10 protein-coding genes are annotated in these 12,074 nt (G+C 62.5%); 3 read left to right on the plus strand and 7 right to left on the minus strand.

Annotated features, from left to right (window positions below; translation table 11 throughout):
- Positions 1 to 2: 2 nt before the first annotated feature.
- The 4 genes from AC2CQI_RS11470 to AC2CQI_RS11485 all read right to left on the minus strand — a co-directional run bounded on the left by AC2CQI_RS11470 (position 3) and on the right by AC2CQI_RS11485 (position 4,600).
- The gene (locus tag AC2CQI_RS11470; RefSeq protein WP_009404614.1) at positions 3 to 254 is read right to left on the minus strand and encodes a DUF1653 domain-containing protein; all 252 of its coding nucleotides are present in this window, start codon (positions 252 to 254) and stop codon (positions 3 to 5) included.
- Between the two features lie 76 nt (positions 255 to 330).
- On the minus strand, positions 331 to 1,506 hold the full coding sequence (gene fadA, locus AC2CQI_RS11475) for an acetyl-CoA C-acyltransferase FadA (RefSeq protein WP_075803065.1): 1,176 nt from the start codon (positions 1,504 to 1,506) through the stop codon (positions 331 to 333).
- A 31-nt stretch (positions 1,507 to 1,537) separates the two neighbouring features.
- Positions 1,538 to 3,685, minus strand: coding sequence for a fatty acid oxidation complex subunit alpha FadB (gene fadB, locus AC2CQI_RS11480; RefSeq protein WP_484580224.1), 2,148 nt, complete (start codon positions 3,683 to 3,685; stop codon positions 1,538 to 1,540).
- Between the two features lie 477 nt (positions 3,686 to 4,162).
- Positions 4,163 to 4,600 (minus strand): hypothetical protein, encoded by a 438-nt coding sequence (locus AC2CQI_RS11485; RefSeq protein ID WP_484580225.1) that lies wholly within the window; start codon positions 4,598 to 4,600, stop codon positions 4,163 to 4,165.
- Between the two features lie 110 nt (positions 4,601 to 4,710).
- Between AC2CQI_RS11485 and AC2CQI_RS11490 the strand changes: the two genes are divergently transcribed.
- Positions 4,711 to 5,154 carry a universal stress protein gene (locus tag AC2CQI_RS11490; RefSeq protein ID WP_075803062.1) on the plus strand — a complete coding sequence of 148 codons (444 nt, stop codon included), beginning with the start codon at positions 4,711 to 4,713 and terminating at the stop codon, positions 5,152 to 5,154.
- 36 nt (positions 5,155 to 5,190) lie between these two features.
- Here AC2CQI_RS11490 and AC2CQI_RS11495 read toward each other — a convergent pair whose 3' ends face one another.
- Positions 5,191 to 7,113: an ATP-binding cassette domain-containing protein gene (locus AC2CQI_RS11495; RefSeq protein ID WP_075803061.1), complete on the minus strand. Its 1,923-nt coding sequence runs from the start codon at positions 7,111 to 7,113 to the stop codon at positions 5,191 to 5,193.
- A 173-nt stretch (positions 7,114 to 7,286) separates the two neighbouring features.
- Between AC2CQI_RS11495 and AC2CQI_RS11500 the strand changes: the two genes are divergently transcribed.
- Complete coding sequence (locus tag AC2CQI_RS11500) at positions 7,287 to 9,212, plus strand: transglycosylase SLT domain-containing protein (protein WP_075803060.1); 1,926 nt, start codon at positions 7,287 to 7,289, stop codon at positions 9,210 to 9,212.
- A gap of 113 nt (positions 9,213 to 9,325) precedes the next feature.
- Here the strand turns inward: AC2CQI_RS11500 and AC2CQI_RS11505 are convergent, their stop codons facing one another.
- Positions 9,326 to 10,129 carry an MOSC domain-containing protein gene (locus tag AC2CQI_RS11505; protein ID WP_484580226.1) on the minus strand — a complete coding sequence of 268 codons (804 nt, stop codon included), beginning with the start codon at positions 10,127 to 10,129 and terminating at the stop codon, positions 9,326 to 9,328.
- Positions 10,130 to 10,177: 48 nt separating this feature from the next.
- Positions 10,178 to 11,113 carry a chemotaxis protein CheV gene (locus AC2CQI_RS11510; protein WP_075803058.1) on the minus strand — a complete coding sequence of 312 codons (936 nt, stop codon included), beginning with the start codon at positions 11,111 to 11,113 and terminating at the stop codon, positions 10,178 to 10,180.
- A 367-nt stretch (positions 11,114 to 11,480) separates the two neighbouring features.
- On the opposite strand from AC2CQI_RS11510, the gene AC2CQI_RS11515 reads away from it, so the two are divergent.
- Positions 11,481 to 11,897, plus strand: a complete 417-nt coding sequence (locus AC2CQI_RS11515) for a hypothetical protein (RefSeq protein WP_075803057.1) — start codon at positions 11,481 to 11,483, stop codon at positions 11,895 to 11,897.
- The last annotated feature ends 177 nt before the right edge of the window (positions 11,898 to 12,074 follow it).

The following is a 12,074-nucleotide window of genomic DNA, read 5'->3' on the forward strand; positions in this document are numbered from 1 at the left end:
GTTCAGCCGCCTGCGCCATCCGGTCGCGAAAACAGCGTCGCTTCGGCCTCGACCAAAGCAAAGCGTGGGACTTGCTCGCCGTCAACTTCCACCGACTCCAGGAACATCGACAACGGCCGCACCCACAGGCCGAATTCGCCGTACAGGGCCTGATAGAAGACCACCCATTCCTCGCTCTCGGAATGCCGCGCAGTGCCGAAGACACGGTACTCAGGCCCTTTGTAATGCCGGTAGACGCCTGGTTGTATCTGCATGCTGCGGATCCTCTTGAAAAAATTTTCGGAAAAACAAAAACCGGGGCACCAGGCCCCGGTTTGGTCAACCACGCGATCAGACGCGTTCGAAGACCGTGGTGATACCCTGGCCGAGGCCGACGCACATGGTCGACACGCCGAAAGTACCGCCGTTCTGCTTCATGACGTTGAGCAGGGTACCCGAGATACGCGCCCCCGAGCAGCCGAACGGGTGACCCAGGGCGATCGCGCCGCCGTGCAGGTTAACCTTCTCGTCCATCTTGTCGAGCACTTTCAGATCCTTCAGCACCGGCAGGGCCTGTGCGGCGAAGGCTTCGTTGAGCTCGAAGAAGTCGATGTCGGCAATGCTCAGACCTGCGCGCTTGAGCGCTTTCTGGGTCGCCGGGACCGGGCCGTAGCCCATGATCGCCGGGTCCACGCCGGCCACCGCCATGGAGCGGATCACGGCCAGCGGCTGGATGCCCAGGTCCTGGGCGCGCTGGGCCGACATGACGATCATGCACGAGGCGCCGTCGGTGATCTGCGAGGAAGTACCGGCAGTCACGGTGCCGCCTTTCGGGTTGAAGGCAGGCTTCAGCGCCGCGAGGCTTTCCAGGGTGGTGTCCGGGCGAATGGTTTCGTCGTAGTCGAAGACCTTGAGGAAGCCGTTCTCGTCGTAGCCCTGCATCGGGATGATCTCGTCCTTGAACTTGCCTTCCACGGTCGCCTTGTGGGCGAGCTGGTGCGAGCGCAGGCCGAACAGGTCCTGTTGTTCACGGCTGATGCCGTGCATCTTGCCGAGCATCTCGGCGGTCAGGCCCATCATGCCCGACGCCTTGGCGGCGTACAGGGACATATGCGGGTTCGGGTCGACGCCGTGCATCATGCTGACGTGGCCCATGTGCTCGACGCCACCGACGACGAACACATCACCGTTGCCGGTCATGATCGCCTGGGCGGCGGTGTGCAGCGCGCTCATCGACGAGCCGCACAGGCGGCTGACGGTCTGGCCGGCGGCGGTGTGCGGGATCTGGGTCATCAGCGACGCCATGCGCGCGATGTTCCAGCCCTGCTCCAGCGTCTGGTTGACGCAGCCCCAGATCACGTCCTCGACTTCGGCCGGGTCGATCTTGGCGTTGCGTTCCAGCACTTTGCTGATCAGGTGCGCGGACATGTCTTCGGCGCGGGTATTGCGGTGCATGCCACCCTTGGAGCGGCCCATGGGCGTGCGACCGAAGTCGACAATCACCACGTCTCTTGGATTCAGGCTCATAAATTCACTCTCGCTCTATACCGTTGGGCGCTTAACCGAAGAAACGCTGGCCGTTCTTGGCCATTTCACGCAGCTTCGCGGTGGGGTGGTACAGCGGACCCAGATCGGCGTACTTGTCTGCCAGGGCTACGAACTCGGCCACACCGATGGAGTCGATGTAGCGCAGCGCGCCGCCGCGGAAGGGAGGGAAACCGATGCCGTAGACCAGGCCCATGTCGGCCTCGGCTGCGGTCTCGACGATGCCGTCTTCGAGGCAGCGCACGGTTTCCAGGCACAGCGGGACCATCATCCAGTTGATGATGTCTTCGTCGCTGACTTCACGTTGTTCGAAGACGATCGGCTTGAGCACTTCCAGCACCGAGGCGTCGGCGACTTTCTTCGGCTTGCCGCGCTTGTCGGTTTCGTAGGCATAGAAGCCCTTGCCGTTCTTCTGGCCCAGGCGGTTGGCTTCATACAGGGCGTCGACGGCGGAGCGGCGATCGTCCTTCATGCGATCCGGGAAGCCTTCGGCCATCACGTCGCGGCCATGGTGGCCGGTGTCGATGCCGACCACGTCCATCAGGTAGGCCGGGCCCATCGGCCAGCCGAACTTCTCCATGACCTTGTCGATGCGCACGAAGTCGACGCCAGCACTGACCAGCTTGGCGAAGCCGCCGAAGTACGGGAACAGCACACGGTTGACCAGGAAGCCCGGGCAGTCGTTGACCACGATCGGGTTCTTGCCCATTTTCTTGGCGTAGGCAACGGTGGTGGCCACCGCCACTTCGCTGGACTTCTCGCCACGGATCACCTCCACCAGCGGCATCATGTGCACCGGGTTGAAGAAGTGCATGCCGACGAAGTTTTCCGGACGTTTGAGGGCCTTGGCCAGCAGGTTGATGGAGATGGTCGAGGTGTTCGAGGCGAGGATCGCGTCTTCCTTGACCTGGCCTTCTACTTCAGCCAGCACCGCCTGCTTGACCTTCGGGTTCTCGACCACGGCTTCGACGACGATGTCGACATTGGCGAAGTCGCCGTAGGACAGGGTCGGACGGATCGCGTTGAGGGCTTCAGCCATCTTCGCCGGGGTCAGGCGACCTTTCTCGACGCGCTTGCCGAGCAGCTTGGAAGCTTCGTTCAGGCCGAGCTGGATGGCTTCCTCGCGGATGTCCTTCATCAGGATCGGCGTGCCCTTGACCGCGGACTGGTAGGCGATGCCGCCACCCATGATGCCGGCGCCGAGAACGGCGGCCTGCTTCACGTCGTGGGCGATCTCGTCGTGGGCCTTGGCCTTGCGCTTGAGCTCCTGGTCATTCAGGAACAGGCCGATCAGGCTTTCGGCGACCGAGGTCTTGGCCAGCTTGGCGAAGCCTGCGGCTTCCACTTCGATGGCCTTGTCGCGGCCGAAGTTGGCGGCTTTCTGGATGGTCTTGATCGCTTCGACCGGGGCCGGGTAGTTCGGGCCAGCCTGGCCAGCGACGAAGCCCTTGGCGGTTTCGAAGGCCATCATCTGCTCGATGGCGTTGAGCTTGAGCTTTTCCAGCTTCGGCTGGCGCTTGGCCTTGTGATCGAACTCGCCGCTGATGGCGCGCTTGATCAGGTCCAGGGCCGCTTCGCCGAGTTTTTCAGGCGCGACCACGGCATCGACCGCGCCCACTTTCAGGGCGTCTTCGGCGCGGTTTTCCTTGCCGGAGGCGATCCACTCGACCGCATTGTCGGCACCGATCAGGCGCGGCAGGCGCACGGTACCGCCGAAGCCCGGGTAGATCCCCAGCTTGACTTCAGGCAGGCCGATCTTGGCGCTGGTGGACATCACGCGGAAGTCGGCCGCCAGGCACATCTCCAGGCCGCCACCGAGGGCGATGCCGTTGATGGCGACGACAGTCGGCACGTCGAGGTCTTCGAAGTCGCTGAAAATGCGGTTGGCTTCCAGGTTGCCGGCAATCAGCTCGGCCTCGGGCAGCTTGAAGTTGTCGACGAATTCGGTGATGTCCGCGCCGACGATGAACACGTCCTTGCCACTGCTGACAATCACGCCCTTGATCGAAGCGTCGGCCTTGATGGTATCCACCGCCTGACGCAGTTCGTTCAGGGTAAGACGGTTGAATTTGTTGACGGACTCACCCTTGAGGTCGAACTTCAGTTCGACGATGCCGCTTTCAAGAGCCTTAACCGTGATGGCTTTACCTTCGTAAATCATCAACTGATCTCCACGATATGGAAGCTGGGACACGCTGACCGCTGTTGTCGTTGTTGTTTCAGACCAGACCGTCAGCATGATAGTCGGGATTCTGTACGAGCTTTCTGACAATACAAACGCTCAATTCATACGCCCGTTTGATTGGGGTGTGCACACATTCAACCAAAAGATGACCTTTGTCAAACCCCCAGAAGCACAGGAAAAAAGCGACTTTGCAGTCAGTTCTGTACGGCTTTTGAGCAACAGGGCATGACGGTGATCGACGATCATTCACGTAAGCGATAGACGCCACGGCCGGGAAATCGATCCGGCCGGGTAAACATCGTGAAGGAGAAAAAAGAAGGGGATTTGACGCGCGCAGAAATGATTTGCCCACTACACTGCGGGCTACTGAAACACTTTCCCGGCCTGCCTGGCCTTTTTTTTCCAGTGTCTACAGTGCATTGCAGCCCGCCCGGGTCACCGGGCGGGCTTTTTTCATGCCAGGTTCTCGAGCACCTGAGCAACATCCTGCAATACAGCGGCATCCTCACGCTCACCCCAGCACAGGGCGATCATCTGCGTGCCCGCCTCGGCTTTATAGACACTCGGCGGCAGGCGCTTGAGTTGCTCCAGCACCCGCTCGTTCTCGCACGGCTCGCGCCATTGGTTGAGCCAGACGCCCGGCTCGGTCTGCCAATAACTCCAGGTATCCGTACTGCCCTTGCGCCGCGCCTGGTGGTACTGCGCACAGGTCGCCGGAGGCTCGTGCGGCAGCCAGTGCGGCCAGGTCTGCGGCGCCAGTTGCATGTGCAAACCCATGCGCCGCGCCTCCAGGCGCAGGGCCATGCGCCCGCTCATGCGCCGCGACGGCAACAGCCACGCCAGGGGGCTGAGAATCAGCGCGAGGATTGACACAACTACCCAGACCGTCATATCTGTTATTCCTATCAAGACGTTACCGATGAGCGGATCAGCCGCAACTGGATGCGATCAGCCCGAAACGGACCATACTTTCTTTATTACGATTGTCAGGAGAACCTCTCATGCCCTACGAACACATACTGGTTGCCGTCGACCTGACCGAAGAATGCGATCCGGTGATCAAGCGCGCCCGCGAGCTGGCGGGCCCGAGCAATGCCAAGGTGTCGCTGGTGCATATCGTCGAACCGATGGCCATGGCCTTTGGCGGCGATGTGCCGATGGACCTGTCGCAACTGCAACAGCAGCAGTTCGACCAGGCCAAGGAGCGCATGGATCGTCTGTTCAACAAATATCCGGAGATCAACCGCGGCGATTCGCACCTGACCTACGGGCAGCCTCGCCAGGAAATCCACCAGTTGGCCAAGGACCAGCATTGCGACCTGATCGTGGTGGGCAGCCATGGCCGTCATGGCCTGGCGCTGCTGCTGGGTTCGACTGCCAACGATGTGCTGCATGGTGCGCCGTGCGATGTATTGGCGGTTCGCCTGCAGAAGAAAGCTGACTGATCGAACAAAGGGGCCCGCAACGGGCCCCTTCCTTTATCAGCTGTCCAGCTCGGCCCAACGCTCCACCAGCACATCCAGCTCCGCCTGCATGGTCTCCAGGCTGGCCAGCACCTTGGCGGTGTGGTCGATCGGCTTCTGGTAGAAGGCCGGATCGGAGATTTCCTGCTGCACCGCAGCGATCTTCTCTTCCATTTCCTCGATCTGGCCCGGCAGGGCTTCCAGTTCGCGCTGCAGCTTGTAGCTGAGCTTCTTCTTCGCCTCCGGGGCAGCGGCAGCCACCGGCGCAGCCTCGGCCACCGGCGCCGCAACCACGGCACTGTTCAGCTCGGACTTGCCCGACTTGCTCTCGCTGACGCCCAGCAGGCGCGGCGAACCGCCCTGGCGGATCCAGTCCTGATAGCCACCAACGTACTCACGCACGCGCCCTTCGCCTTCGAAGACCAGGGTGCTGGTCACCACGTTGTCCAGGAATGCCCGGTCGTGGCTGACCATCAGCACGGTGCCCTTGTAGCCGGCCAGGACTTCTTCCAGCAATTCCAGGGTTTCCACGTCGAGGTCGTTGGTCGGTTCGTCGAGGACCAGCAGGTTGGCCGGCTTGCTGAACAGCTTGGCCAGCAGCAGCCGCGCACGCTCGCCACCGGACAGCGCCTTGACCGGAGTCCGTGCACGCTGCGGGCTGAACAGGAAGTCGCCGAGGTAGCTCAGCACATGGCGGCTCTGGCCATCGATCTCGATGAAGTCCCGGCCTTCGGCCAGGTTGTCGATCACGGTCTTTTCCAGTTCCAGCTGGTTGCGCAACTGGTCGAAGTACGCGACTTCGATACGGGTACCCGCCTCGACCTTGCCGCCGGTCGGCTGCAGGTCGCCGAGCATCAGCTTGAGCAGGGTGGTCTTGCCGGTACCGTTGGCGCCGAGCAGGCCGATGCGATCCTCGCGCTGCAGGACCATGGAGAAGTCCTTGACCAGGGTCGGGCCGCCCGGGTGGGCGAAGCTGACGTTCTCAAGGACCATCACCTGCTTGCCGGATTTCTCCGCGGATTCGATCTGGATGTTCGCCTTGCCCTGGCGCTCGCGACGCTCGCTGCGCTCGACGCGCAGGGCCTTCAGTGCGCGCACGCGGCCTTCGTTACGGGTACGCCGGGCCTTGATGCCCTGGCGGATCCACACTTCTTCCTGGGCCAGGCGCTTGTCGAACAGCGCGTTGGCGGTTTCCTCGGCGGCCAGCGCGGCCTCCTTGTGCACCAGGAAGCTGGCGTAGTCGCCATTCCAGTCGATCAGGCCGCCGCGGTCCAGTTCAAGGATGCGCGTGGCCAGGTTCTGCAGGAAGGAACGGTCGTGGGTGATGAACAGCACGGCGCCGGGGAAGCTGCTCAGGGCATCTTCCAGCCAGGCGATGGCGCCGATATCCAGGTGGTTGGTCGGCTCGTCGAGCAGCAGCAGGTCCGGCTCGGACACCAGCGCCTGGGCCAGCAACACACGACGACGCCAGCCACCGGACAGTTCGGCGAGGGTCTTGTCGGCCGGCAGTTGCAGGCGGCTCAGGGTGCTGTCCACCAGCTGTTGCAGGCGCCAACCGTCACGGGCCTCGAGGTCCTGCTGGACGTGCATGAGCTTTTCCAGATCGGCATCGCTGTGGATGTTCTGGCTCAGGTGGTGGTACTCGGCGAGCAGCGCACCAACGCCTTGCAGGCCCTCGGCAACCACGTCGAACACGGTACGGCCATCGGCCACCGGCAGTTCCTGGGGCAACTCGCCGATCTTCAGACCGGGGGCACGCCAGATTTCGCCGTCGTCGGGCTTCTGTTCGTCCTTGACCAGACGCAGCATGCTCGACTTGCCGGTGCCGTTGCGGCCGATGATGCAGACCCGCTCACCACGGGCGATCTGCCAGGACACCTTGTCCAGCAAGGGCATGGTGCCAAACGCGAGGGACACATCGCTGAATTTGAGCAGGGTCATGTTGTTCTCCAGAAAGCGGGCGCGCATTCTACCCGACTTGACCGCCCGGCACAGCCTGCCCCGATACAAGCACAATGCTTTCATCGACTGCGGGCAAACGGCTAAGCTAAGGCGTGTGAACCCACAGTGCTGGCGACGCCGTCACTCGTTTTGGTCAACTGTCTGGAAGTCTCATGCGCCGCCTGCTCAACCTCGTTTCCTGCCTGCTTCTCTCCGCCTCGGTGGCCGGTATCGCGCAAGCCGCCGATCTCGCCCAGCAACGCCAGATGTACGACGAAGCCAAGCGTGCGCTGGCCAAGGGCGACAGCGGTCCGTACCAGCGTTATGCCGCTGCCTTGCACGACTACCCGCTGGAACCCTACCTGGCCTACGACGAGCTGACCGCGCGCCTGAAAAGCGCGAGTAATGCGGAAATCGAAGGCTTTCTCGCCAAGAACGGCGACCTGCCCCAGGCCAACTGGATGAAACTGCGCTGGTTGCGCTGGCTGGCCGAGCGCGGCGACTGGCAGCCCTTCGTCAAGTACTACGACCCGAAGCTGAATTTCACCGAACTGGACTGCCTCAACGGCCAGTACCAGTTGGGCCACGGCTTGCGCGCCGAGGGCTATGCCACGGCCGAGAAACTCTGGTCGGTAGGCAAATCGCAACCTGCCGCCTGCGATGCGCTGTTCGAACGCTGGGCCGCAGAAGGCCAACTGACCGAACAGAAACGCTGGTTGCGCACCAAGCTGGCGGCCCAGGCGCGCAACTACGCCCTGGCCAACAGCCTGGTGAAGACCTTGCCGACCCTCGGCAACGAAGGCCGGCTGCTGGTGGATGTGGCACAGAAGCCGGAGCTGCTCAACCAGCCTTCGCGCTTCACCCCGGCCAACGAAGCCATGTCCGACGTGGTCAGCCTCGGCCTGCGCCGCCTGGCCCGCCAGGACCCGGAGCGGGCCATGGCCCTGCTCGACGACTACGCCAACCGCATGCACTTCTCGGTCGAGGAAAAAGTCGCCATCGCCCGCGAGATCGGCCTGACCCTGGCCCGCCGCTACGACCCGCGGGCCCTGGACCTGATGACCCGCTACGACCCGCAACTGCGCGACAACACCGTCAGCGAATGGCGCATGCGCCTGCTCCTGCGCCTCGGGCGCTGGGAAGACGCCTACGACCTGAGCAAGCGCCTGCCCCAGGACCTCGCCACCACCAACCGCTGGCGCTACTGGCAGGCCCGCAGCCTGGAGCTGGCACAGCCGCAGAACCCGCAGATCCCGCTGCTGTACAAGACCGTGGCCCGTGAACGTGATTTCTATGGCTTCCTCGCCGCCGACCGTACGCAGACGCCTTACCAGTTGAACAACAAGCCGCTGGTGATCAGCCAGCAACTGATGAACAAGGTGCGCAACACCCCGGGTATCCGCCGCGCCCTGGAATTCCATGCCCGCGGGCAGATCGTCGATGGCCGTCGCGAGTGGTACCACGTCAGCCGTCACTTCAACCGCGACGAAATGGTCGCCCAGGCGCGCATCGCCTATGACCTGCGCTGGTACTTCCCGGCGATCCGCACCATTAGCCAGGCGCAGTACTGGGACGACCTGGATATCCGTTTCCCGATGGCCCACCGCGACACGCTGGTGCGCGAGGCCAAGGTACGCGGCCTGCATTCGAGCTGGGTATTCGCCATTACCCGCCAGGAAAGCGCCTTCATGGACGACGCCCGTTCCAGCGTCGGCGCCAGCGGCCTGATGCAACTCATGCCGGCGACGGCCAAGGAGACTGCACGCAAGTTCAGCATTCCGCTGGCGTCGCAGAGCCAGGTGCTGGATCCGGACAAGAACATCCAGCTGGGCGCGGCGTACCTGAGCCAGGTGCATGGGCAGTTCAATGGCAACCGGGTACTGGCTTCGGCGGCGTACAACGCCGGGCCTGGTAGGGTTAGGCAGTGGCTGCGCGGGGCCGACCACCTGAGCTTCGATGTGTGGGTCGAGTCGATTCCATTCGATGAAACCCGGCAGTATGTGCAGAACGTGCTGTCTTATGCAGTGATCTACGGGCAGAAGCTCAATTCACCACAGCCGTTGGTGGATTGGCATGAGCGGTATTTCGACGATCAGTGATGTGTGATTTTTGAGGGCCTCATCGCTGGCAAGCCAGCTCCCACAGGTACTGCATACACCGGACCTGTGGGAGCTGGCTTGCCAGCGATAGGGCCCTCAAGAACAAAGAAGGTCTACTCCAGAATCTCCACTTCCATCCCCACCTCCAGCACACTCTCCCCATCGGCCACCAGGTTCTGCCCGAACATGGCCTCCCCTTCCTTCTGCCGATAATTCATCAGGGTCGCGAACGGCTCGCGGTCCGCGCTGCGCTCGCCCGTGGCCGGGTCGATGGTGGTCAGGATGCAACGCCCGCAAGGCTTGACCACCCGGAACGTCTGCTGACCAATCCGAATGCGCTTCCAGCCATCCTCGGCAAACGGCGCCGCACCCTCGATCACCAGGTTCGGCCGGAACCGCAGCATCTCCATCTCCCGCCCGACCTTCTGGCTCAGGTCATCGAGCGATGCCTGCCCGATCAGCAGCAGCGGAAAACCATCGGCGAACGCCACCCGGTCACTGTTCTCGCCATAACCCGAAGGCAGGTAGCGGGTACGCTGCTCGGGCACATGCACCAGGCGTACGGGACGCCCCATGAACTCGCTCAGCCACTCGGCGGCCGCATCACCGGCATCCGGCACGCGCAGCGTGTCGCGCCAGATGGTCACGCCACGCAGATCGTCATCCGCTGGCGGCACGGCAACCTGCAAAGTGGGCAAGCCGGGAGCATCGAGCAGAAGCCCGCCATGGGCGGCATACAACGCCGACAACTGGCTCATCTGCGGAAAGGCGCGCTGGGTCAGGAAGCGGTTGTTGCCGGCATCCACCAGCATCCAGCGACGATCGCCGGCCAGGCCGAGCAGGCCCGACGGCGACTGTTGCAAGGCCTCGGGCCGCCCCGACTTGAGCGGGTAACGATAAAGCGCACTCAGATGCATTGGACCTGCTCCCCAAGGAAAAGAGAGCAGCTTACACCCGGCAAGGGATCAGGCGGTGGCTTCGTCCATCTGCAGGCGCTGGCGCACCACTTCCACCAGGCGATCCGGCTGGAACTTGGAGAGGAAGTTGTCGCAGCCGACCTTCTTCACCATGGATTCGTTGAAACTGCCGGACAGCGAGGTATGCAGCACCACGTACAGACCACGCAGGCGGGCATCGCTGCGGATCTCGGTGGTCAGGCGATAGCCGTCCATTTCCGGCATTTCCGCATCGGTGAAGACCATCAGCAGTTTCTCGCAGACATCCACACCGCTGTCCGCCCAGCCCTTGAGCATCTTCAGAGCCTTCAGGCCATCACTGGCCACATGCAGTTTCACCCCTAGTTGCGACAGGGTTTCCCGCAGTTGCGCCAGGGCCACGGTGGAGTCGTCCACCAGGAGGATTTCGCGGCCATAGGCACGCTGCAGCACCGGATCCTCCAGCTTGTCCCGGGACACCTTGGCGTTGTACGGAACGATTTCCGCCAGGACCTTCTCGACATCGATGATCTCGACCAGTTGCTCGTCGACCTTGCTGATGGCCGTGAGGTAGTGCTGGCGACCGGCGCTGGTCGGCGGCGGCATGATGGCTTCCCAGTTCATGTTGACGATGCGGTCCACGCCGCCCACCAGGAAGGCCTGCACCGAGCGGTTGTACTCGGTGACGATGATGGTACTGTTCGGCCCCGGCTCCAGCGGACGCATGCCGATCGCCTGGGACAGGTCGATCACCGGCAGGGTCTGGCCGCGCAGGTTGACCACGCCGCACACGTAGCTATGGCGCTGCGGCATCAGGGTCAGCTTGGGCAGTTGCAGGACCTCCTGCACCTTGAAGACGTTGATCGCGAACAACTGCCGGCCCGCGAGGCGGAACATGAGGATTTCCAGGCGGTTCTCGCCTACCAGCTGTGTCCTTTGGTCTACCGTGTCGAGAATGCCAGCCATTGAATCCCCCAAGCTTGTTGCAAAAAGTAAAAAGCATTGGCCTTATATCGGCCGCGTGCGAGCCATCTTGACCCCTTGAAGAAAAAGCGCGCGGGGCATTGATGTCACTTTAGCATCATGCTTTACTTTGCTCACGGGCTTTCCGGCCCTGCCCCGCAACGGGGTGACACCCGAAAAACCTCATCAGGGAAACCCTTATCAACAATCGGGCTGGACCTGATATTCGTGATATCCGTTAGCCATTAATGTGACGCCATTCTCAATGCATGAATGGAGTCAGGCCTGTGTTCGCGATCCAACTGCTGTGGCCAGCCTCCCTTCCTGAGCCTTCGTCCGTCTGCCCCGGCGCTTTGGCGGGAGCGGACTGATGCGCAACGACACACCGGACCTGAGCGCCCTGCAGGATTTCCTGGGTGACGCTCATCTGCTGCTCAGCCGCGGGCAGGAGTGCCTGCAACATTTTCGCCTGATCGGCGAGGATGCCGATGCCAGCCATTGCCTGATCCATACCCTCGCTTCCCTTAGGGATAAGGCGCAGTCCGTGGAACAGTTGCAGATCGCCGATTTCTGCGCAGCGCTGTGCGCGGCGCTCGCCCCGGTCGAGCACCGCAACCGGTTACATGGAGCGGCCCTGGGCATCCTCGAAGCCTGCCTGTGCCTGCTGGCCTGGCAGGTGGAGTTGATCGACCCCCACAGCGGCGCGCTGAACCTGGACGCCGAAGAGCAGCAGGAATTGCTCGATAGCCTGGAAACCACGCTGCGGGCCACGGCGCAAACGGCCTGAGCGAAGCGCCAGGCCCTCTGGCACGGCCATCCTGGCAGACGATCGTATACAACCAAAGTCCAACTAAGCGGCTCCGGAAAACATATCTGGCATACATATCGCACTGTTTTGCCCGCACACTAAACGTCAACTAAGCCGCCTCTTTCCATACAACTCCACCAATACGGAAACAGCACA

It is taken from the genome of Pseudomonas sp. P2S-1 (assembly GCF_057197725.1).